20 protein-coding genes and 1 tRNA gene are annotated in these 21,529 nt (G+C 56.5%); 7 read left to right on the forward strand and 14 right to left on the reverse strand.

Annotated elements, in window-relative coordinates:
* Positions 1-216: 216 nt before the first annotated feature.
* The 5 genes from HQL56_08405 to HQL56_08425 all read right to left on the reverse strand — a co-directional run bounded on the left by HQL56_08405 (position 217) and on the right by HQL56_08425 (position 4,748).
* Entirely contained in the window at positions 217-522 is a 306-nt protein-coding gene (locus HQL56_08405) for a DUF1640 domain-containing protein (protein MBF0309534.1), read from the reverse strand.
* A gap of 501 nt (positions 523-1,023) precedes the next feature.
* Positions 1,024-1,099: transfer RNA gene (locus HQL56_08410), tRNA-Glu, on the reverse strand.
* 64 nt (positions 1,100-1,163) lie between these two features.
* Positions 1,164-1,547, reverse strand: a complete 384-nt coding sequence (locus HQL56_08415) for a DUF971 domain-containing protein (GenBank protein ID MBF0309535.1) — start codon at positions 1,545-1,547, stop codon at positions 1,164-1,166.
* Between the two features lie 43 nt (positions 1,548-1,590).
* Positions 1,591-2,685: a beta-N-acetylhexosaminidase gene (nagZ, locus tag HQL56_08420; protein MBF0309536.1), complete on the reverse strand. Its 1,095-nt coding sequence runs from the start codon at positions 2,683-2,685 to the stop codon at positions 1,591-1,593.
* On the reverse strand, positions 2,682-4,748 hold the full coding sequence (locus HQL56_08425) for a molybdopterin-dependent oxidoreductase (protein MBF0309537.1): 2,067 nt from the start codon (positions 4,746-4,748) through the stop codon (positions 2,682-2,684). Before HQL56_08425 ends, nagZ begins: the two co-directional genes overlap by 4 nt.
* Before the next feature lie 17 nt (positions 4,749-4,765).
* Between HQL56_08425 and nth the strand changes: the two genes are divergently transcribed.
* Complete coding sequence (gene nth, locus HQL56_08430; protein ID MBF0309538.1) at positions 4,766-5,413, forward strand: endonuclease III; 648 nt, start codon at positions 4,766-4,768, stop codon at positions 5,411-5,413.
* On the opposite strand, the gene queG is transcribed toward nth, so the two are convergent.
* Positions 5,370-6,533 carry a tRNA epoxyqueuosine(34) reductase QueG gene (queG, locus tag HQL56_08435; GenBank protein MBF0309539.1) on the reverse strand — a complete coding sequence of 388 codons (1,164 nt, stop codon included), beginning with the start codon at positions 6,531-6,533 and terminating at the stop codon, positions 5,370-5,372. The genes nth and queG overlap by 44 nt on opposite strands.
* A 31-nt stretch (positions 6,534-6,564) precedes the next feature.
* On the opposite strand from queG, the gene nadA reads away from it, so the two are divergent.
* Positions 6,565-7,662, forward strand: a complete 1,098-nt coding sequence (gene nadA / locus HQL56_08440; GenBank protein MBF0309540.1) for a quinolinate synthase NadA — start codon at positions 6,565-6,567, stop codon at positions 7,660-7,662.
* A 224-nt stretch (positions 7,663-7,886) separates the two neighbouring features.
* Here nadA and HQL56_08445 read toward each other — a convergent pair whose 3' ends face one another.
* The 7 genes from HQL56_08445 to HQL56_08475 all read right to left on the reverse strand — a co-directional run bounded on the left by HQL56_08445 (position 7,887) and on the right by HQL56_08475 (position 14,804).
* Positions 7,887-9,131: a hypothetical protein gene (locus HQL56_08445; protein ID MBF0309541.1), complete on the reverse strand. Its 1,245-nt coding sequence runs from the start codon at positions 9,129-9,131 to the stop codon at positions 7,887-7,889.
* A 65-nt stretch (positions 9,132-9,196) separates the two neighbouring features.
* Positions 9,197-10,429, reverse strand: a complete 1,233-nt coding sequence (locus tag HQL56_08450; GenBank protein ID MBF0309542.1) for a hypothetical protein — start codon at positions 10,427-10,429, stop codon at positions 9,197-9,199.
* Positions 10,430-10,435: 6 nt separating this feature from the next.
* Positions 10,436-11,575: a hypothetical protein gene (locus HQL56_08455; GenBank protein MBF0309543.1), complete on the reverse strand. Its 1,140-nt coding sequence runs from the start codon at positions 11,573-11,575 to the stop codon at positions 10,436-10,438.
* A 64-nt stretch (positions 11,576-11,639) separates the two neighbouring features.
* Positions 11,640-12,362 carry a hypothetical protein gene (locus HQL56_08460; GenBank protein ID MBF0309544.1) on the reverse strand — a complete coding sequence of 241 codons (723 nt, stop codon included), beginning with the start codon at positions 12,360-12,362 and terminating at the stop codon, positions 11,640-11,642.
* Positions 12,363-12,984: 622 nt separating this feature from the next.
* Positions 12,985-13,326, reverse strand: a complete 342-nt coding sequence (locus HQL56_08465; GenBank protein MBF0309545.1) for a transposase — start codon at positions 13,324-13,326, stop codon at positions 12,985-12,987.
* A 550-nt stretch (positions 13,327-13,876) separates the two neighbouring features.
* A complete protein-coding gene (locus tag HQL56_08470; GenBank protein MBF0309546.1) occupies positions 13,877-14,422 on the reverse strand; it encodes a response regulator in 546 nt (181 codons plus the stop codon).
* A gap of 106 nt (positions 14,423-14,528) precedes the next feature.
* Positions 14,529-14,804 (reverse strand): hypothetical protein, encoded by a 276-nt coding sequence (locus HQL56_08475; protein ID MBF0309547.1) that lies wholly within the window; start codon positions 14,802-14,804, stop codon positions 14,529-14,531.
* A gap of 528 nt (positions 14,805-15,332) precedes the next feature.
* Between HQL56_08475 and HQL56_08480 the strand changes: the two genes are divergently transcribed.
* The 3 genes from HQL56_08480 to HQL56_08490 all read left to right on the forward strand — a co-directional run bounded on the left by HQL56_08480 (position 15,333) and on the right by HQL56_08490 (position 19,111).
* Positions 15,333-17,081 carry a sigma 54-interacting transcriptional regulator gene (locus HQL56_08480; protein ID MBF0309548.1) on the forward strand — a complete coding sequence of 583 codons (1,749 nt, stop codon included), beginning with the start codon at positions 15,333-15,335 and terminating at the stop codon, positions 17,079-17,081.
* A 118-nt stretch (positions 17,082-17,199) separates the two neighbouring features.
* Entirely contained in the window at positions 17,200-17,643 is a 444-nt protein-coding gene (locus HQL56_08485) for a bifunctional (p)ppGpp synthetase/guanosine-3',5'-bis(diphosphate) 3'-pyrophosphohydrolase (protein ID MBF0309549.1), read from the forward strand.
* Complete coding sequence (locus HQL56_08490; protein MBF0309550.1) at positions 17,636-19,111, forward strand: HD domain-containing protein; 1,476 nt, start codon at positions 17,636-17,638, stop codon at positions 19,109-19,111. Before HQL56_08485 ends, HQL56_08490 begins: the two co-directional genes overlap by 8 nt.
* On the opposite strand, the gene mutM is transcribed toward HQL56_08490, so the two are convergent.
* Positions 19,102-19,914: a bifunctional DNA-formamidopyrimidine glycosylase/DNA-(apurinic or apyrimidinic site) lyase gene (mutM, locus tag HQL56_08495; GenBank protein MBF0309551.1), complete on the reverse strand. Its 813-nt coding sequence runs from the start codon at positions 19,912-19,914 to the stop codon at positions 19,102-19,104. The two genes, HQL56_08490 and mutM, sit on opposite strands and share 10 nt — an antisense overlap.
* Before the next feature lie 105 nt (positions 19,915-20,019).
* On the opposite strand from mutM, the gene HQL56_08500 reads away from it, so the two are divergent.
* The gene (locus tag HQL56_08500) at positions 20,020-20,487 is read left to right on the forward strand and encodes a cyclic nucleotide-binding domain-containing protein (GenBank protein MBF0309552.1); all 468 of its coding nucleotides are present in this window, start codon (positions 20,020-20,022) and stop codon (positions 20,485-20,487) included.
* Position 20,488: 1 nt separating this feature from the next.
* Positions 20,489-21,382 (forward strand): c-type cytochrome biogenesis protein CcmI, encoded by an 894-nt coding sequence (ccmI, locus tag HQL56_08505; GenBank protein MBF0309553.1) that lies wholly within the window; start codon positions 20,489-20,491, stop codon positions 21,380-21,382.
* Positions 21,383-21,529 lie beyond the last annotated feature (147 nt).

Here is a 21,529-nt window from a genome sequence, read left to right on the forward strand (position 1 = left end):
GGACCCGTTGGGGGGGATAATCCCCCCCAAACCCCCGTATACCTGAACAGATACCATTATTGATAAATTTCTGCTGCAACCGGACCAGGATCGCGCCATGACAGCGTTCGGCTCGCTCGACGATCTCACCGTGGAACACAGCCACGGTACCGGTCGTCGAAGCGTCGCGGCCTTGTTCTGACGCACCATGGCCGGTTTCGCGGCAAGATGACGGGCTTATTTGAACAGCTTGAGAAGGGTGACGATGAACACCGCCTGCCCGGCAGCCACACCGAACATCCACTTGATGGTTTCGGACTTGGCAGTTTCGATCTCCTTGCGCAATTCGGCCTTGGCAAGCCCGATCTCCTTTTCGAGGCGAAGAATGTCTCCTTTGGTGGCCAACTCCTGATGACGAGCCTCCTCCACACGTCCGAGAACCCCAGCCATCGCTTTAGCGTGACCTTTGGCCTGTTGTTCCAGAACGCCGGAGGCCTTGAGTTGCTCGGTAAACTCCAGGGGGTCGAAGGTAATCGTGGTCATGGCAACCTCCTTTCCCGTTCATCGTACCATGTTAAGGGCTTGGGTCAAAAAGAAATTGACACCTGCAGGACTCTTCGGGCACACCCGTTTGCAGAGCCTGGAAACCTCCACAAACCTACGGCGGACAACCGCACCCCAAACCATGGCTGCTGCGCCCGCAATTCGCGCTGGCGCGACGTCTGCTCCAATTTCAATCGGCAATCTCCGGGGGAAAGCGGACTGTTCGGAGCGTCGGCGATGGGAAAACGAGGATCCGCCGCGGAATTCCGACCATTGGTCCGGACCACAGCGTCTTTCGAAAACCTGCAAGCCGGTAGTCCATGCGCCAATATCGTCCGGCAGACTTGACGAGCCGATACATGCCGTCTCCGTCCGCCAACTTCAGTGATCGTTCCTCGGATGTCAACAAGTCTCCGCGAACGACGACGGACACAAAAAACCCCATGAAACGTTATATTTCATGGGGTTGTGGGCTTTTGCGAAAATCCTGACAAAGAAAATTGGCGTCCCCAGGGGGATTCGAACCCCCGTTACCGGCGTGAGAGGCCGGCGTCCTGGGCCTCTAGACGATGGGGACACGCTGGCGGTCTTTATACCCGGATCGACCCGACAGGGCAAGGCTTTTCTTTCACCAATCGCCCTCAAAGGGCCTTGATGGGAAAGACGTTGGCTTTGCGCCGCTTGCCGTGGTGCTGCAGCTTGTCCAGATAGGTCTTCCAGAAGACCTCCTGATGCTCTCCCAGCTCGTAAAGCGTCTCCCAGGAAAAGACCCCGGTGTCGTGACCATCGGAAAATACCAGCTTGATGGCATAATGGCCCACCGGGATAATGCTGCCAACATCCACATCCTGCTTGCCGTCGATCAGCTTGGCCTGATCCGGCGTGTGACCCTGGCAATCGGCGCAGGGACAGTGGGTGCGCAGATATTCCGTGGTGTAGGAGAACTTCTCCCCCGTATTCCAGGCGATCTCCAGCCGCTTTTCGCTGCGGATCTGGCGAATTTCGGTGGGAATGGGTTGGCGAATCTGGGACATATCGGTTCTCGCTCGTCGTTGAAAAGGAATCCGGTCAATGACCCACCGTCGGGTCGCGTTCCAATCGTTCTTCCGCAGCCTCTTCCACCATCTGCCGGGCCTCGCGATAATCGGGATGGCGCAGCAAAGCCCGCCAATCGCCGACCGGCACGGCATGATGCCGGTTGAAATGGTCCACCCGCCCCAGGGAGGCCGTGCGCTCCTCCGTCGGCATCTCGCCCAGGGCCGCACCGATGCCCTCCAGCACCCGGGCATGATCCTCCAGCCTGCCGACACAGGACAAGACCATGTCACAGCCCCCCAGAAGGGAGCGCCGCGCCCTTTCGGCCAGAGAGCCGGACAAGGCCCCCATTTCCAGCGCGTCGGAGGCGATCACCCCCGGATAGTGCCATGCCTTGCGCAGAATATCGTGCAACCACAGGCGCGACCAGGTGGCCGGAATCTCCGGCTCCACCGCCGACATCACCAGATGGGCCGTCATAATGGCCGGCAGACGGGGAGCCAACGCCCGGAAAGGCACCAGTTCCCGACGTTCCAAATCCTGAAGAGAACGCCCCACCACCGGCAACGCCTTGTGGGAATCGGCGTTGGCCGCCCCGTGCCCCGGAAAATGTTTGCCCACCGCCGCCAATCCCGAGGCGCCGAAACCATCGAGCCAGGCGGAAGCCAACGCCACCACCTGCACCGGTGAGGTACCGAAGGCCCGATCACCGATCACCGGGTCGGCCCCCTCTTCCCGGATATCGAGTACCGGGGCGCAATCGACGCCGATGCCCAGACTCGCCAGCTCCATGCCGCACAACCAGCCGGACATCTGGGCCAGGCGCCGCCCCCGGTTGGCCACCTGCAGCTCCAGCGCCGCCAGACGCGACGCGGTGGGATAGCGGGTGAAGGGCTCCCTCAGGCGCTGCACCCGTCCCCCCTCCTGATCGATCCATACCAGGGGAGCCGGGTCCACCGCCTGGCGAATGGCAACGAGCAGGGCTTCCAGAGACTCCATATCCCCCAGATTGCGGGCAAACAGGATGACACCCGATGGGCGCGCTTCTCGCAAAAAGGTGCGCTCCTCCTCGCCCAGTTCGGGGCCGGGCAAACCCATGACCAGATGCCGTCCCGGATGATGTGTCATGGCTCCTCCCCCTCCTCTTGCGATTCCACCCGGATCACTTCAACCCGGTTGTCGTGAAAGGCCACACCCCCGAAAGGAGCCACCCGGTCCCCGTGGCTGAGGAGATTGAGCGGCCTGTTTTCCGGAAAATCCTCGGATTTGCGGTTGGAATAACAGACCACGAGACCCGGTCGAACCTCTTCGGTCACCCGAGCCTTCATGGTCAGGGCTCCCAGAGGGTTTTCCACCTTCACCCAATCGCCCGACACGATGCCTCGCGGCCCCGCATCCCTGGGATGCAGCCACAGCAGGGGTTTGCCCAGGCGTTTGCAGGCAGCCTCCGAGGCCAGAAACGTGGTATTGAGTACCTCCATGGCCGGAGGGGTCATGAAATCGAGGGGATAACGCGCCGCCTCTTCCAGGTTATCCCGACGATTGACCGGCCAATGGTCGGGGAAACGGGGCATCTCCCGATTGCGCCACGCAGGCGCGAAACGGAAACGTCCGTCCCGATGCCCGTAGCCCCCCTGAAACTGCCGCACTTCCCGAGGCGGACGGCAATCGAGCCAGTGCCCTTTGGGCCACTGGGCCACGGGCAGATAGCCCGAATCCCGCAACAGTCGGGCCACCACCGTGCGTTCGTCCTCCCGGAAGGCCGCATCGTGATAGCCCAAACGACGCGCCAGGGCGTTGACCACCTGATGGTTCGAACGAGCCAAACCCGTCGGGGAGAGACAGGCCCAGCCGCTTTGCATGGAGTACTGGCCGTAGGATTTGTAGAGATCATCGTGTTCCAGAAAGGTGGTGGCCGGCAATACCAGATCGGCAAAGCGGGCCGTGTCGGTCATGACCTGTTCGTGAACGATGGTGAAGAGATCCCGCCGGGAGAATCCCTCCCTCACCAGGCCCGAATCGGGCAGCGTGGCCACCGGATTGGCATTGAAGATCATCATGGCGGTAACCGGCGGCTCCAGGGTCGGGGAGGTCAACCAGACCCCCAGCCGACTCATATCGAGAATGCGCGTGGACTCCTTCATGAAACCCGGCTGTTTCACCGCCGCGTCGTTGACGTGAAAGGCCCCGCCGGTCATCAGTAGCGCCCCACCCCCCAACTCCTTCCAAGCGTTGCGAGCCACCGGAAGGGCGCTGACGGCATGCACGTTCACCGCGCCGTTGGCCTGCCGGGAAAAACCCATGCCCAAACGAATGAACGGCGCTTTCACCTCTCCGTAAAGCCGGGCGAAACGTCGGATCTCTTCGGCGGGTATGCCGGTAATGGCTTCGGCCCATTGGGGATCCCGGCTTTCCAGGTGGCTCTCCAGGTCGGGCCCCCAATCGCTCCACTTCTCCAGGTAGTAGCGATCCAGGAGGTTTTCCCGCCACAAGACATGCAACATCGCCGTGGCCAAAGCCCCGTCGCTTCCGGGACGAAGCGCCAGATGCCAATCGGCCATGCGGGCGCTGCGATTGAGTACCGGATCGACCACAACCAGTTTGGCGCCGCGACGCCGCGCCTCCTTGACGAACCCCATGAGCGGCAGTTGCGTCGCGGCGGCGTCGATACCCCACAAGATGACCAGGTCGCTTTTGGCGATGTCCTGGGGGTCGCTGCCCACCATGCGACCCATTCCGGCCATCCAGCCCGCCTCGGCCACCTCGGCGCAAACGGTGCGGGCGATGCGGGAAAACCCGGCCCGGTGGGTCAGCCGCTCCACCGCCCCGCGCTGCACCATGCCCATGGTACCGCCGTAGTAGAAGGGCCAGACCGTCTCGGAACCAAATGTCTGCATCCGCTCCCGCAGAGAGGCGGCGGCAATGTCGAGGGCCTCGTCCCAGCCGATGTTGAAGAACTCCCCCCCCCCTTTTTCGCCCCGGCGCAACAGGGGGGATGTCAGGCGGGGACCGTTCTGGATCTCCTCGTAGCGGGAAACCTTGCCGCAGATGATGCCACGGGTGTATGGGTGTTCGGCATCGCCCGCCACTTCCTTCAGTTTACCCCCCTCGGTGGTCACTTGCAGGGCGCAGGTATTGGGGCAGTCGAGGGGACAGGCGGTGTGATGCCGACGGGTGTCGTTGGAAGCCATTCTCTTCCCTTTATAACATGGCGAAACGGATGCTGACGGAAGATATCCATGCCCTGTTTGCGGCCCTGAAGGCCGCAAACCCGGAGCCTCGCTCCGAATTGCACTACCGTACCCCATTCCAGCTTGCGGTGGCAGTGCTTTTATCGGCCCAATCCACCGACCAGGGCGTCAACCGGGTCACCCCCGCCCTCTTTACGGTCGCGCCCACACCGGAAGCCCTGCTCGCCCTGGGGGAGGACGGCATTCGGGAGCGCATTCGCAGCCTGGGGCTTTTCAACAACAAGGCCAGGAACCTGGCCGCCCTGGCGGAAATCCTGGTGCGGGATCACGGCGGGCAACTGCCCCGTGATCGGGAAGCTTTGCAAGCCCTGCCGGGCATCGGTCGCAAATCGGCCAACGTCATTCTCAACGTGGTCTATGGCGAACCAACCCTCGCGGTGGATACCCACGTCTTCCGGGTTTCCAATCGTACCGGACTGGCCGCCGGAAAAACCCCGGAAGCGGTGGAAAAAGGGCTGCTGGCAGTGGTGCCCCCGGCCTTTCTGCTCCATGCCCACCACTGGCTGATTCTGCACGGTCGTCATGTCTGCCAGGCCAAAAGCCCGCGTTGCGGCGAGTGTCTCATCCGCTCCTGGTGTCAGTGGCCGGAAAAGCGTTCGGCATAGACCGGGCCGCCTGCAGTTCCGTTCTCACCTCCGCGACCTCTTCGGTGGCCGCGGCCTCATCAAGAAAGGAGCCAATTTCGGGATATCGGGGCAACAGACGGCCCAGGCCCCAGGCGGCATGGCCCCGCACCAGCGGTGAGGTGTGGCCCGCCAACCTCCGTAGCGCCGGGAACGCCGCCCCATCCCCCCAATTGCCGAGCGCCACGCAGACATTGCGCAAAAAGGCCGGCCAACCCAGTCGTTTCACGGGGGTCTCCCGAAAAATCGCCGAGAACGCCTCTTCCGTTATCTCGGCCCAGTAGAGCAAGGGGCGATTCAACAGGTCGTGGCGCAAGGGCAGGATTCCGGTCACCTGGCCGAAGCGGTTCCAGGGGCAGACCCGCAGGCAGTCATCGCAACCGAACAGACGGTTTCCCATGGCCCATCGCATTTCCGGAGGCAACCAACCGCGATGTTCGATGGTCCAATAGCTCAGACACCGGGTGGCGTCCAGGATTTTGGGGGCGGGAAAGGCGTTGGTCGGGCAACTCTCCAGGCAGCGACGGCAGGTGCCGCAATGGTCGGAATCGGGATGATCCTCCGGCAGTTCGACGGGCAGCAGCATCTCCGCCAGCAGGAAGGCACAACCCAGGCGTCGGGAGACCAGCAGGGAGTGGTGGCCCTGCCAGCCCAGACCGGCAACCACTCCCAGGGGTTTTTCGAGCAGAGGCCCACCGTCTACGAAGATGCGCACCGCCGGCTCCCGGCCCAAAATCTCCGCAGCCACGGTTTGCAGTCGTTGCTTCAGGATTTTATGGTAGTCGGGACGCAGGGCATAAGCGGCGAAGGCACCCTGATCGGGTAGCGTCGGAGCGAAGCGGCTTTCGAAACGAGCTGCCGCCACCAGAAGGGTGCGGGCTTGGGGAAAGAGCCGTTGCGGATCCATACGACCCGCCGGATCCCTCGCCATCCAGGCCATCTTCCCGTGATAGCCGGCCTGAAGCCAGGTTTCGAGGCAGGCCGCATGGTTCGGGGGACCGAGACGGGCAAAACCCGCTGCGGAGAACCCGGCATCGAGAACCGCCCGGCGCAGTCGCTCTTTCAAGGCTGCGGAGGCGGTGTTAAACTGATTTTCAGGCATGGAACCCATCACTCAAACGATTGATCGTATCATGTTCGAAGAGCCGCCTGTCGCACTGGAACCCTTCTATCAACTCTCCGACGCCGAACTGGATGCGCGCATCCGTGCGGTTCGCGCCCGCCTGGGGGACAAGTGCCTGATTCTGGGGCACCACTACCAGCGGGAGGAGGTTTACCGTTTCGCCGATCTGACGGGCGACTCCCTGAAGCTGGCCCGCCTGGCCTCCAGACGTCCGGAGGTGCCCTACATCGTCTTTTGCGGGGTTCACTTCATGGCGGAGGTGGCGGATATTCTCAGCGCCCCCAATCAGACGGCCATACTACCGGATCTGGCGGCGGGCTGTTCCATGGCCGACATGGCCGATCTTCCGGCGGTGGAGAGCGCCTGGAGGCGTCTCGGCCAGGTCATGGATGTGGAGCGCGAGTTCACCCCCATCACATACGTCAATTCCACGGCGGATCTCAAGGCCTTCTGCGGCCGCCACGGCGGGATAGTGTGCACCTCTTCCAACGCCATGTCGATTCTGGAATGGAGTTTCAAGCAGCGTCCCAAGACCCTCTTCTTCCCGGATCAGCATTTGGGCCGCATCAGCGCCTTCCGGTTGGGAATTCCCCTGGAAGAGATGGCGGTATGGGATCCGGCTTTGCCGGACGGCGGCTTGAGCGAGGAACGGATGCGGCAGGCGCGGGTGATCCTGTGGAACGGCTACTGCAGCGTGCATCAGATGTTTCAGCCGGCGCACGTATCACTCTTTCGGGAGCGGATTCCCGGCATTCAGGTGATCGTTCACCCCGAATGCAGCTTCGACGTCTGTCGCATGGCCGATTCTCTGGGCTCGACGGAGCATATCCAAACCACGGTGAGAAACTCCCTACCCGGCAGCAAGTGGGCCATCGGTACGGAACTCAATCTGGTGGATCGCCTGAAACACGAGATGCCGGACAAGGAGATCCATTTCCTTTGCCCGACCATTTGCATGTGTTCCACCATGTTTCGCATCGATGCCCAACACCTGCTGTGGGCACTGGAGAACCTGGAACAGAACCACGCCGTCAATCCGATCCGGGTACCGGAAATGGTCGCCACGGAGGCCCGTTTGGCCTTGGATCGGATGTTGGCGGTGGTGTAGGGAAAGCATGCCAATACGGAATTCAAGATTGAAACGTTCCACTTTGACTACAGCCACATCAACAAGCTCTTCGTTTGACGAAAACGAAAACAAAAGATTAACTTGCATAATGAGACACTAGCCTCAGACTATGCCGTTTACCAAACCTCCGATTCACAATAATACTTAATGATAACTTTAAGTTGATTTGCACATCTGATTGCGCATATACATGCACTCAGCCATTAGCTCTCGAAAATAAGAGGTAAGGCCTTTTCGATCAACGCCTTATTAAGGGAAGAAGGACGCGAACGGAAGAAAGAACGCAGATCAAGCCCGACAGATGCCCCTGGGCGGTCAGAATAGGCCACGGGACTGATGCCATTGGAAACAGCGTACTTGACCAAACGAACCATATGCCCATTCAAACGACATTGATCACGCTCGTCCAAGACGAACATCGCCCGTTCCTCAGCTTTCCGAAAAAGGTGAGCAAAGGAGCAATCGAGATATTCCAACGAAGTCTGGATATCCTCAAGATGCCTTTGCAACAGACCAGCGTTCCATACCTTCTGATCAAGTTTTCCTGGGAAGCGTTTCAGAACTTCTACGATCCACGCCTTAAGGTCTGTAAGATCCAAAGCCTCGCAGTCCATCAACCGGGATACATGAAGTAAACCGGCAACAGCCCTGGTGTCCTCGTCGTTCCAAAAGCTACTGTTTTCATCTATGTATGGAGGAAAGCGTTTGGCTACCTGGAAGGCATTCTGAATTTCGAACCGCAGGGAATCCTTACCGCCAAGCAAAAATCCACCGACATATTCTAGAAAAGCACTTTCCCCAACAGTAACAAAAAATCGATCACTGAGAACTCGGGGGAGCAGAACCGTCCGGTCGATATCAAGAATCAAAAAATTATCGGAAACGGTTCCCAGGTTCTTCAGGGTCTCAAGGCAAGCTTTTTCCAAAACGGCCCAGGAGGAGAAAGTTTCAAGTGCGTAATCGGATTCTGGAACTTCCTCGGAAGGAATTTTGCCTGCTGAGTCGAACAAGAACATCTTAACCCCTACTCGGAAGCCCTCTCGTTGATCGCTACGCGCCTCTGGACTGATTGACATCCTACAAAGGTTTCGGGCCAGCGCTAAATCGGACGAACCATCACCAACATAGACAATGAAAATATCGTTCGGGTGTTCCTGATTGGTATCGTAATACCCAGCAAGGGAACGGCGAAGCCACCTGGCAGTGCGATGATCTGTTTTCCGAGGGATATGATTCTCCCCGACAACGGGGTCGCGCTGATAACTGGCAAGGGGAGTCCAAAACAGGGGGGCGTAGGGCCATATTTCCCGGAAAGCAATTCCGGGAATCAGATCGGCAAGGGAAATTCGATAGGCAGGATCCTGAATGTCGAGGCTGTTCCTGCCGAGGTTTGAGAGAATCTGCTGTCTGTAGTCAGCAAGTCTTTGAGATCTTTTCGTGTAATACATGACATTCCTCATCGTGCGGTTAGGTGCTCGATCAGACAGATTATACAAAATATATAGAATAATTATTATTTTTTATAGCCTCCTGTAACTTTGAAGGAGATACCATTATTAATTGGTTTTAATATTCGAAGACTCTCGACAGTCCATGTCAATTCAGGAAAGGATTGCTGAATTTTGTTCGACGCTACCCCAACCTCTCTAACAAAACTCTCAAAAAATGCACGTCGAACATCCTCTACTTTATTTTCTAAACAAAAGGCAACCTGACTGGAACCAGCCCCACTGATTGCCACCCCCAAAGCTCCTGCTTTAAGAACTGATTTATGCACCTCCCGAAGATCAATAAACGAAGATTCAAGATCAGGATTCAGGCGATAGCAACGCAACATTCGAAGATTCTGATGCAACCTGTCTTTCGTAGCTTCTGCTAGTAACTGATAACGTCGAAATCTAAAAATCTCTGGCAAGCATGCTGCACGAGATAAATTAAATACAGCGTCCTGCCTTTCTATATCGGGAACCTCTGCAAGAACTTTCTTTGCCACATCGGTTCTAAGTATTGCATTCGGAACAAGAACCACCAAACGCAGTCGATCGTCTGTCAACCCTGTCTTAAACATCCTGACGGTATGACGAATATCGGAAAAGGAACTTACATCTTGAAAAAATGCACGAGTTAATCCACCTGCCAAACAGGCGCAGATATTATCAGGGCAATGATCCTCTACTGTAGCTAAACTAGCAATAAGATCCAAGTCATCCGAGGGTTGGTCGAAAAAATCCGGTTTGTCAAGTTCAATATCGAGTTCAAAAAAATTCTTAAGATAAAGAATGGCCGCTACGGTTCCTGCGACAGCTGCCGAGGAACTTGAACCAAGTCCACGAATATCAGGGATATGATTAATTTGAGACAATCGAATTTGATGCACAAGATCAGCAGCAATAAATCTGGAAAAATTTGGACTCAGCCTACTCCTTTGATCATGCTTAGAATAGTAGTCAACGGTTCCTCCAAAGGCTCGAATGAATTTATTATTATTTTTTAGACCAATACCGCCTTCCCCTCCGCGATTCCCTGTATATCCCATATCATCAATATTGATTTCCACAAAAGGCTCACGACCTCTCCGCTCTTTTTCTTCATAGGAAATCCATATACTGAAATGGTTCCAGAGATCCACGGCCATGGCCAGACAGTCGTAGCCAGACCCTAAATTGGCTACCGAGGCAGGGGAATGGAGTTCGATATGCAGGAAATTGGGATTGGGCTCGACAGAACTGACAATCCGGTTCGGCATAGTTATTCACTCCATTTTCAAGGGGGTGCGCACAAGGCTGGTGGGATGCGGCTCCGTGACGAACCCACGGTTGCGTTCTGGCCAACACCTGACCCCCATGGACGCATTTGGCCTGTCTGACAACCCAATGGAGACAACTTCATTTCGTTCCGCCATATCCCGAATCAACCGGGCGATGCGCAAATTGAGCTTGAGGCGCTGCTCGATGCCAAGCTTCCGCAACACTTCTTCTTCCTTGACTCGAAAGGCTTCAAAGGATGTAGGGGAGCCTAGATGAATCGCCTTTGCGCATTGAGCATATAACGAGGCCAACCTTGAAAATTGGATCCGCTTCTTTCGGTCATTCTCTATCTGGGCAAGCATATAGTTCAGATAATCGGTTGGACATGTCATTCCAACGTGGCTAATTCCAGAGAGAAAGGGATCATCCACATCGATCAGCCCGCTGTAAAGACCTATAGCCACCAGCATATTAACATCCTCGTCACCTCCAAACTGGCTGCAGAAGGCACTGCCCGATGCTTGCTGGTAAGATTCCCTCATTTTCTGCTTATGTTCATCACTCCCATCAAAGAACGGCGCATCAAACCATTCGCCGCAAAACCGAAACATAGCCTCCTCTCTGGCCGGTTTGATGACCGCGTCGAAATCAGCCAGGGGAGCCAGATAGGTTCCATCAATATCGATAAGAAACATGAAACGGCGATCAGGATCTTCCTGGTGTATTTGTGCAATCCGGTTCTCGACCTCAACTAACTCATCCCAGCTTACAGCATGATAAAACAGCTCTTCATTATTATAAGACACATTCCAACCGGATGTTATAGTCTTTCCCTCAAATGATTGTCCTATCATTTTCGGACTACAAATGAACCCGTAGACCCGATATCGTCGATAACGTTCTCCCATGGTGACGAACAGGCGGTGCATGTTATAGGTGAGTCGTTTATCGGAAACCCCGTCACCAATGACAAAAACCGTGACGTCCGAATTTGGATAAATGCAATCGAGGATTCCCTCTTTAACCTGAACAACCATTTCAAACTCGATCTTGCGCGGCACCCTTAACATACTAACATACTGATTTCTCAGTAACGCCCGAAACGACACCATGAACGGAGGACTGCTACATACAAAATCATTCATTGGAACGTCCAATTCCCTGTTAATATAACAGGGTAGCGACGCCTCAATTGTAATACTCTTATTTTCAATTCCTCTGTTGTTGTTTTCTATAAGTCCCTTGACGTACCTTTTCAATTCTGCATGCATTGTCCCCTCCACATCCATTCTGCTGAAGAAACCCAGTCACTTCGAACAACCCGATCCGCGTTCTCTTCCCCCCACGAAAATTCACCATAATCGACTCAATTGTTGTATTTAGACATATTATTACAGATTTTTCTTTATCAAATGATTCGGGATCATCCGGAATTTTAATGTTATACATTCTACACAGTTCATCACTGGCATCTCCGATCGCATCGCACAAAAAAGTGGCACCGTATAGGTCGAGCTCAAAATTACTTAGCGCCAATTTGATACATCCCCGGCCTAACATTCCCTGATCAACATTCCTAACCAGGGCGGACACCAATTGGGCTTTGGTTTCTCTCGTTATATCAAACACTACTTGCCTGTCTGGTTCTCTACCTTGGAAGTCTTCATTCTGTATGTTTTCTTTTTGGCGAGCTTTAACTAAATATAATACAATTACTGTAAGTACAAATATTGCAAAGACAATCACAACAAACGCGCCGCCACCTTCTTTATAGTAATCAATACTCCATAATTTTATTATTAGTTTACTGTTAGACAACGAACCCAATACAAATAGAAAAGCCGCAACAAGGCCGATAAATATTAATAAATCTCTAGATTTAGATACTTGTTTACACTTTTGAATTATCAATCTCATCACTTGCCACATCATCCCCCCCCTTTTTTTTAGGATATCATATGTAATTTCAATTAATAATCTATAAAATACATATTGCGCATTACACTATCCAACCTCGATTCACTTTCCTTTTCTCATTATTTACGCAAAACCCAATACTGGTCAACTGTCTAGGGTTTAATCGATACTGTGACTTATTTGCGTATGCATAACCATCTTTGATCATATTATTTGCCTGATATGAAAACTCGTCACGCAAACTCCATAAAATATAGATCATATTTTCCCCATTGACCCTTTCATAGGGTCAGATGCGGACTTGTCCACTTCAATCGAGGTATTGGCCATATTACTTAACCATTTCCGATAATCCCGAGGAGCTGTAACAAACCCAAAACCTTTGCCCCGAATGAAACCAATCCCAGGTCAGCGTCCAGCTAACCTACAAAATTTGACCGAAATATTTTGACCTAAATTTACATGATAATTTTTATAATCAATTTATTAAGACAATTTCATTATATTAGAGACTCTGCTTCTCACGGTAAAGCCTACATATTTATTTATTCCGTTGCAAGTTGTTATTTTGATCTCAGAGCCAGACCTTTCAGGTCTTGACTATCCTATTGAAATTGTGAATATGTTCTGCAATTGTTCAAAATACTCCACCCCCCTGCGGGCTTGCCATTCGGGGACATGTCCGGGTTACATTCCAAGACAGGAGAACATCGAAGTCGACGTCAACTCGGGCAGCTTGGATGTGTTTGAAGACGTGGCATAGGAAGGCGTAGGGTTTCAGACCGCTGGATGTGGCGGGTTCGATCAGATAGTACAGGCTGGCGGACGACTTGGCCCCCTGAAACGAATGACTCAACAGCCCGTTCTTGCGGGGCAGCCCGAAGGGACTGAAGGTGTATTCCGCCCCGTTGTTGTCGATCTCCAGGCGACCATTTTCGATAAACCGGATCAGCCGGGGCCATTGCCCGGCGAGGTACACCGAGGTCAGACCAAGACTCCCCGCCCGGTCGGGCGCCTGTCATCAGATAGCTGTTGCCGGTCTGCAGACATCCCTTGAGGCCAAAAAGAATCCAGGGGTCATCTTGCCCGATCGATCGATGATCATAATCGAACAGGATTTCCCGCGAGGTCTGGTCCCACATGGAGGAGGCGCTGGTGGCAGGCTTTCCGGGTTCTTTAGAGTACCTTCCACCGGGGTTTCGTCTATCTGAAACACGCTATATTTCAAACAACCGTCCTGTCACCGCCTAAAACGTCTAAGTATACAGATGCCACACAATAATACTAATTATTTTACATTATAGCGGCAAGCCTATTGCTATAATTTTACTCTGGATTAAATCCCTACCGTAACATCTGCGTTCACCAACACGAAACGAAATAACCGAGCAAAGGCCGCCAAGGAAACGCTCCAGCAAATGATGGCTGCCGAGACCGGAACGTCCCTGGCGGCATGGCCCTCAATGGAAACCACCCCACCTCTTTCGATTTTCAGTTGACTTTTGAGCCATTGCGGTTCGCCTTCTTCCTCAGAACTTCATGAACTGTGAGTTGTATATCCAGGGTTGCAAGCGAAAAGCACAGTCCGCCCAGATATCAATCCACGGTTCCTGAGCCAGGATGCGTTCCACGAGGGAGTGCCGGGCGGTTTCTTCGCAAAAGGGTGCTACCTGGTTTTGCAGCTCCTGCCGGTGAGCCCGCACCCCGCGAAGCAGGTGGCGCATGCGTTGGAACAACACCCCCCAATGAACCGGCTTGGTGATGAAATCGTCCGCACCGGCGGCAAAGGCCTGAATCACCGACGTATTATCCTCCTGGGGAGTCACCACGAGAATCGACAGCTCCTTCTCATCCGCTCGTTGCCGCAACGCCGCACAGGTTGACAGGCCATCCGATGTCGACAAACAGGCATCCAGAATCACCAGCTCCGGTCGACGCACTTCGAACATGGCCAAGGCATCGGACCCGCTCCTAGAGGGAACCACCTCATAGCCGATCTCATTGAGATTCTGCTCGTAAAGATGCAGCATCTCCTGGTTGGGGTCCACCACAAGAATCTTATTTTCTCTGTCCACCTTGCGCCTCCATTTTGTGCCTTCATTGCCCGCCCACAACAGTCTCGATCACACCCCTATGAGCGGTTATCAGCGAGCCTTGGAACAAACTTCGACCGACTTGACATCAAGGCGGATTTCTCCTGAGGATTGCCAAACTATCATTTATCCCGATGTGATCTTCCAGGACACCCGAAATACCCTCCATGACAAATTCGATCTCATTGTTTTTGGTAGTCATCATTCCCCCAACGATACAATCCACGGGATGCCACAAAATCGAGAGGAAATGGGCCTCCCTTGCCGAATTCGCCACGATCGTCTCATGGCCATGGTCTTGAAGTACGCCGCATATGCGGGTCAGAACATCCGGGTTTTCATTCACAACCAGTATGCGCGACATGACACCCTCCCGAGTATTCCCTTGCTGCTGTTTCCCCGTGACGACCGGACGGCTGACACCGGCAACAACCCGGTCCCACCCCCGGAAAGCGGCCTTGTCCACTCCCGAAACCACCCTCCCCATCCCTCGCCCCCACGATTGGCCACCCAGACCAGCCAACTTTACATAACGCATCCTCATCGCAACCCTTATGCCATTTCGCAAATTCAGGGCATTTTATGTTACGCCACCGCCGACCCGGGCGGACAATTCTTTATAAATTTCAACAATGAAATCATGCAAATACACCGCCAGACAGGCTTAACCAGTTGATTATAAAGACACTTTTTGTATATTATTTTATATACTAAATCAGAAAATTTTCAATAATTTATAAGTTGCGAGACCTGACGGAAACGCTGCCCACGAACCATATCGCTTCTCAGTTGTATCAAGATTTTCTCTGCATACTATTTATATAGGCAAACTGGTGAAACATATGGTAGCGTGAAACGGTCTGTTTCACTGGCACTGCAACAAGGGGGCATCGTGGACAATTCCATTTTGATTATCGACGATGATCCTATATTTCTTGATTCCCTATCATTTTTCCTTTCTATGGCCAATTATTCACCAACGATTGCACGCTCGGTTCAGGATGGCCTTGAAACCCTGCAACAGAAAATCTTTGATCTTGTAATCCTCGACATCTGTCTCCCCGACGGATCCGGTCTCCAGGTATTGAGCGCGATTCAGAAACATCACCCCCAAACCCTGTCCATTATTCTCACCGGGTACCCGGAAGTGGATACGGTCTGCGCCGCCCTTCGGGAAGGGGCTTTCGACTTTCTGATCAAACCCGTCATGCCACCCCACCTCGAACATGTCGTCGCCCTCGCCATGGAGCACAAACGCATCCGGGAAAATCAGGAAATGATGCGAAATCGCCTGGAAGCGGTATTTCGTAGCGTCGACGATGCCATCGTGGCCCTGGATGAGAACTGGCGCATTATTCAAGGCAACGACACCGCCTTTCAGCTCCTGGGTCTCTCCCCCTGCTCCGGGAAATCGCTTCCGGAGCAGGCCCCCTGGCTGTTCGCCGAAGTCGAGCCCCTGCTGATGCAAGCCCGCGCGGAAAGCAACGGAAACCGCGCCATGTCCGTACTCACCCTGAACGAAGAAGGGGTTCGCAAGATTCTGAGTTGCACGGCCTCCCTGTTCCACGACCCGGTGCAAAACAGCCCCGGTGTGATTCTGGTGGTGCGCGACGAAAGCCGCCTGGCCCTGTTGGACGTGGGAACCCACTCCCGACAGGGCTGGAACGGACTGGTCGGGTCCAGCCGGCCCATGCAGGAGGTCTACGAACTCATCGAACGACTGGCGGACGTGGACTCGACGGTACTCATCACCGGGGAGACCGGCACCGGGAAAGAACTCGTGGCCAGAGCCCTGCACAATACCAGCTCCCGCCGACACCACCCCTTCGTGGCGGTCAACTGCGCCGCGCTGCCTTCCGGATTACTGGAAAGCGAACTCTTCGGCCACACCCGCGGCGCCTTCACCAATGCGGTACGCCATAAAATCGGCCGATTCAAACTGGCCGACGGCGGCACCATCTTCCTGGACGAGATCGGCGACCTCTCACTGGAAATGCAGGTGAAACTGCTGCGGGTTCTGCAGGAGCAGGTCTTCGAGCCGCTTGGCGACAACAATCCCGTCCGCATCGATGTCCGGGTGATCACCGCCACCCATCGCCATTTGCGGGAGGCGGTCCGGGAGGGACACTTTCGCGAGGATCTTTACTACCGCCTGAAGGTGGTGGAAATGCGGCTGCCGCCGCTACGGGACCATAAAACCGATCTGCCGCAACTGATCGACCATTTCCTGACCAAATTCAACGCACGCCTGAAGCGTTCGATCAAAGGCGTCAGTGAAGAGGTGCTGGCGGCCTTTATGGAGTACTCCTGGCCGGGCAACGTGCGGGAGTTGGAACATATCCTGGAACACGCCATGGTCCTGGCCCAGCAATCGATTCTGGTCTGGTCCAATCTGCCCTCCGAGTTCCGCGCCGACGTTCAGTCCGCGCAACCACCGCGGATTCCCGCAAATGCGGCATCGGAACCTTCCGTAAAGGATGGTTGCCTCGCAGAGAAAAGGCCCGATCGGGAGGCTATACTCCAGGCTCTGGCCCTTTCCCGATGGCAGGTTCAGCTTACCGCCCAAAGACTGGGCATCAGTCGCAGCACCTTGTGGCGACGGATGAAGGAGATGGGACTGCATCAGCCCGACGAGAATTGAGAGACCCGCAAAAGCTGGTAACGGTGCGTTGACAATCCCGGCATCACCCCTCGCACCCCCCTTCTTTCGATGGTAGCCTGTGCCTGGTCATTCCTCTCAGCCATCATAGCGTATCGCCATGCCGACACTGCTCGAAAAAGCCATCCGACTGGCCCTTGACGCCCACCAGGGGCAAACCGACAAGGCGGGTGCGCCTTATCTGCTGCATCCGTTGCGCATGATGCTGCGCATGGAAACGGAAGAGGAACGCATCGTCGCCGTGCTTCACGACGTGGTGGAGGATTCGGAAACCTCTTTCGAAGACCTGCGCCGGCTCGGCTGCTCCAAAACCATCGTGGATGCCGTCGACGCCCTGACCCACCGGTACGGAGAGGCCTATGAGGAGTATCTTGTGCGCGCCGGGGCCAACCCCCTGGCACGGCGGGTCAAACGGGCCGATCTGGAAGATAATATGGATCTGCGCCGCATCGACAACCCCACCGATGCCGATTTCCAGCGACTGTTGCGCTATCGCCGGGCCTGGAGTCTTCTCGGGGAAGCGGGCACTCCTGACGATGACTGAATCACGGGGTCCAAAGGTCTTTCGTGATCCGATTCACCAGTTGATCGCCCTGGACCGCTCCCCTCTCGGCCATCCCGACGAACCGGAGAGTTTCGGCGACAGCCTGCTGCTGGCCCTGATCGACTCCCCGGAAATGCAGCGTCTGCGCCGCATCCGGCAACTCGGGCCGGCCAATCGCATCTATCCCGCTGCCGAACATTCGCGATTTTCCCATTCCCTGGGGGTGATGCATCTGGCGCGGCGCATCCTGGGACTGCTGCTGCACCAGGATCCGGCCCTCTTCACCCCCCTGGAGGTGGTGGCGGTGAAGTGTTGCGCCCTGCTGCACGATGTTGGCCACGGTCCCTACTCCCACACCTTCGAACACGTCCTGCCCGACGCTCCCCGCCATGAAAACTGGGGCTGGAGCCTGTTGAGCGGAGAGACCGCCCTCGGGGCACGACTGCGCGATTTACCCCCGGAATCGGCTCTGGATCCCGACCGGCTGCGCGACACCATGGCGGGCGTCTGGGGACTTCGCCCCCCCCGGGGCGGCGAAGGCGTGGGACGCCAGATCATCGCCTCCCAACTGGACGCCGACCGGCTCGATTACCTGTTGCGGGATGCCCACTTCACCGGGGTCGGCTATGGTCTCTTCGATCTGGAGTGGCTGTTGCACAGTCTGAAGGTGGGCGAAATCGCCGGGGAAAAACGGCTTTGCGTCGATATCGACCGGGGCCCCGCCGCCCTGGAAAGCTACATCGCCGCCCGAGATAACATGTACCGACAGGTCTACGACCACAAAACGGTACGCGCCTTCGAATGCCTCATTTTGCACCTGTTCAAGGCTGTCGGCCGGGTCCGGGAGGAGCTGGGCCACTGGCCCACCGGCACACCTCCGGCCCTGGAACGCTACCTGGAGAACCCGGACATCCCCGCGTTCCTGGCGCTGGATGATGCCGTGGTGGAATACGCCACGGGCTATTGGGCCGGGCTCGATCCGGAGACGGCCGCCCCCGCCATGGCGGAACTGATCTGGAAAAGCGGGCTGCTGCGCCATCGTCAGCCGCTCTACCGGCGCATGCGCTGGCAGTGCGAACAGGGGGTACCCTCCGACATCATCGTGGAGGCGCAAGCGGTGGAGGCCCTCGACACCTTTTGCCGCAGCCAGGCCGATACCCTTCTGGAAGCCCCGCTGCCGGGAAAACCTCAGCATCGGGCCCCCCTGCGGCTCCTGGCCACCCTTGACCGGGTGGATCGGGCCCCTTACGCCCACCTGCAGTATGCCAGCGACGGACACGCCCCCATCTATGCCCTTTGCGGAGGAGAGGTCAAACCGGCGGAGGAGGTTTCGCCGCTGATCCATTTTCTGGGACAAAACCGACGGCAGTGGGCCAGACTCTTCGTGGACCCGAGAGCCATGCCCGCTCTGGCGGCGTTGCTGCGCCGGGAATCACCCCACCCGGCGCTGTGCCCCCATCAACCCTGACAGCGGGGACACCAAAAGGCGGAGCGCCCTCTCACCGCCACCCGTTGCACGGGAGTTTGGCAGGTCGGGCACGGCAGGCCTTCGCGTCCATAAACGTTCAGATACTGTTGAAAATAGCCGGGACGCCCGTCGCTGCTCCGGAAATCCCTGACCGTGGAACCTCCCTGGGCAACGGCCTCCTCCAACACCCGGCGCAGAGCCGTCAGCAGCGCATCCCACTCCGCGATTTCACCGACCTCCCGCACGGGAGAAAGCCCGACCCGGAAGAGTATCTCCGAAGCGTAGATGTTTCCCACGCCCGCCACCACCTTGGCATCCTGCAGAAAGGCATGCACGGGCACGCGCCGCCCCCGGCTCCCTTGAGCCAGCCGGGAGGGGGTCAGCAGGGGATCCCACGGCTCCGGCCCCAGAGCGGCCAGAAGCGGGTGTTCGAGGGGGTTCCCCTTCACGGCGATGACCGCGCCGAAACGGCGGGTATCGCTGAAACGAAGCTCCTCTTGGTTATCCAGAAGAAAGGCCAGATGGGCATGTTTCTCCCAGGCCTCGTCCCGGGAGACCACCCGCAGACAGCCGGTCATGCCCAAATGGCAGATGACCCAGCCGGAGGAGAGTTGCCACAACAGGTATTTGCCCCGACGGGTCAGACCGAGGCAAGCCGCCCCGGCGGCCACTGCGGCCAGAGCCGCTTCATCCACCGGCCAGCGCAGACGGCTTTGCCGCACGCTGACCCTCTCCACGCGCCGTCCCTGCAACAAGGGCCACAGTCCCCGCCTGACGGTTTCCACTTCCGGCAATTCCGGCATCGATGTTCCTTTCGACCAAAAGGCAAAGCTGGTATGAAGGCCCGTTCTCTGGTAGATTTTCCCTGCTGAAGTACCCTACAAAACCCGTAGCGGAGGTGTCGAGTCATGGATGTCAAAAGCCTCATCGACCGCATCCCCTTTTTCGATGTGTTGACGCCCAACGAAAAGTTGCAACTGGCCGGACTGAGCAACCTGTTCGCCCGTTTCCGCCGGGGCGATCTCCTGATGAAACAGGGAGAGGCCGGCAACTCCTTCATGATCCTGGTCAACGGCACCACGGCTGCGGTGCGGGCCGAGCAGCCCAAAACCGTACTGCACGTCTTTCAACCGGGCAACGTGTTCGGTGAGATGAGCTTTCTCTCCCGTCAGCCCCGCTCCACCCACATCGTTGCCGCCGAGGACGGGGTTATCGCCATGCAGCTCGACGATGCCACCTTACAACGTCTGGGGCCGAATATCCGGGAAAAGATCAAGGACCATCTGATTCAACTGCTGGTGGCCCGCGTCAACCGGGCCAACGAAAAGCTGTTGAGCCTGAGCGGAAAAGCCCCCTCCTCCGACAACGAATTTTAGGATGGCCATGAACTGGTTGCTGTTTCTTCCCCTGATTCTGGCCGCCACCCTGGCGCTGATGTTCTGGCCCCTGTTCAGCCGGCGGGGTCATACCCCCCTGCCGGTGGGACTGGAAGGGAACCGACAGGCTCAATTGAGCCATCGCAAAACCCTCCTGCTGCGCCAGCTCAAGGAGCTGGAGCTGGACGCCGCCCGTGGTCTGGTGGAAGAAGGCGATGCCAGAGCGGTACGGATCGAGCTGGAACAGGAGTTGACCGCTCTGCTGGCGGAGCTGGATTCGGGGGAGCCTGCCGGTAACGCCGCAACGATGACCGAGGAGAACCCCCTGGCCCTGCGCCTGGACAAGGTGATGGGGCTCGCGCTGATGCTCTTTGTGGTGGTGACGGTCTCCGGTCTCTACCTCCTTCTGGGCACCCCGCGTACCGTGGCTCCGGCCATGGCCTCCCCCCACAAAGGCGACAAGGCCCAGATTGCCGCCATGGTGGAGCGTCTGGCCGAGCGGCTGAGGGCCAATCCGGACGATCCGGAAGGCTGGATGCGCCTGGGCCGTTCTTACATGGTCATGGGACGCACCAATGAGGCCATCGAGGTCTACTCCCGGATCGTGAAACAATGGCCCGACCAGGAGGATGCCCAAATCGCCCTGGCGGAACTGCTGGTTCGGGACGACAACGCCGCCAACGTCTCTCGGGGAACAGCCCTTCTGGAGCAGCTTCTGGTCAAGGATCCGGACCATCCGGACGCCCTCTGGTACCTGGGCGGTCTGGCATATCGCTCGGGCCGGAAGGAGACCGCCATCGCTCATTGGCAGCACCTTCTCTCCACCTTGGAAAAGGATGATCCCAATCGCCCCACAGTTGAAGGCGCACTGCAGCAGGCCCAAAACCTGCCCTGATTACCCGCTTTTCACCGTGCAACCGATCGGGGGAAGGAGGCATCTCCTTCCCCCTTTTTCATTCATCGAGACATCTGTTCCGGAATACAGGGGGATTAGGGCGTGTTGACATTCACCATCTTTTGGTCCCTGGCCGCGTTGCAATCC

Source organism: Magnetococcales bacterium, assembly GCA_015231925.1.
Classification (GTDB): domain Bacteria; phylum Pseudomonadota; class Magnetococcia; order Magnetococcales; family JADGAQ01; genus JADGAQ01.

What these genes read in the sequence shown, in the direction of transcription:
- HQL56_08405 (MBF0309534.1), bottom strand. Translation starts at nt 522, where the DNA reads ATGACCACGATTACCTTCGACCCCCTGGAGTTTACCGAGCAACTCAAG.
- nagZ (MBF0309536.1), bottom strand. Translation starts at nt 2,685, where the DNA reads ATGACACATCATCCGGGACGGCATCTGGTCATGGGTTTGCCCGGCCCC.
- HQL56_08425 (MBF0309537.1), bottom strand. Translation starts at nt 4,748, where the DNA reads ATGGCTTCCAACGACACCCGTCGGCATCACACCGCCTGTCCCCTCGAC.
- nth (MBF0309538.1), top strand. Translation starts at nt 4,766, where the DNA reads ATGGCGAAACGGATGCTGACGGAAGATATCCATGCCCTGTTTGCGGCC.
- queG (MBF0309539.1), bottom strand. Translation starts at nt 6,533, where the DNA reads ATGCCTGAAAATCAGTTTAACACCGCCTCCGCAGCCTTGAAAGAGCGA.
- nadA (MBF0309540.1), top strand. Translation starts at nt 6,565, where the DNA reads ATGTTCGAAGAGCCGCCTGTCGCACTGGAACCCTTCTATCAACTCTCC.
- HQL56_08445 (MBF0309541.1), bottom strand. Translation starts at nt 9,131, where the DNA reads ATGTATTACACGAAAAGATCTCAAAGACTTGCTGACTACAGACAGCAG.
- HQL56_08450 (MBF0309542.1), bottom strand. Translation starts at nt 10,429, where the DNA reads ATGCCGAACCGGATTGTCAGTTCTGTCGAGCCCAATCCCAATTTCCTG.
- HQL56_08455 (MBF0309543.1), bottom strand. Translation starts at nt 11,575, where the DNA reads ATGAATGATTTTGTATGTAGCAGTCCTCCGTTCATGGTGTCGTTTCGG.
- HQL56_08460 (MBF0309544.1), bottom strand. Translation starts at nt 12,362, where the DNA reads ATGATGTGGCAAGTGATGAGATTGATAATTCAAAAGTGTAAACAAGTA.
- HQL56_08475 (MBF0309547.1), bottom strand. Translation starts at nt 14,804, where the DNA reads ATGTCGCGCATACTGGTTGTGAATGAAAACCCGGATGTTCTGACCCGC.
- HQL56_08485 (MBF0309549.1), top strand. Translation starts at nt 17,200, where the DNA reads ATGCCGACACTGCTCGAAAAAGCCATCCGACTGGCCCTTGACGCCCAC.
- HQL56_08490 (MBF0309550.1), top strand. Translation starts at nt 17,636, where the DNA reads ATGACTGAATCACGGGGTCCAAAGGTCTTTCGTGATCCGATTCACCAG.
- mutM (MBF0309551.1), bottom strand. Translation starts at nt 19,914, where the DNA reads ATGCCGGAATTGCCGGAAGTGGAAACCGTCAGGCGGGGACTGTGGCCC.
- HQL56_08500 (MBF0309552.1), top strand. Translation starts at nt 20,020, where the DNA reads ATGGATGTCAAAAGCCTCATCGACCGCATCCCCTTTTTCGATGTGTTG.
- ccmI (MBF0309553.1), top strand. Translation starts at nt 20,489, where the DNA reads ATGGCCATGAACTGGTTGCTGTTTCTTCCCCTGATTCTGGCCGCCACC.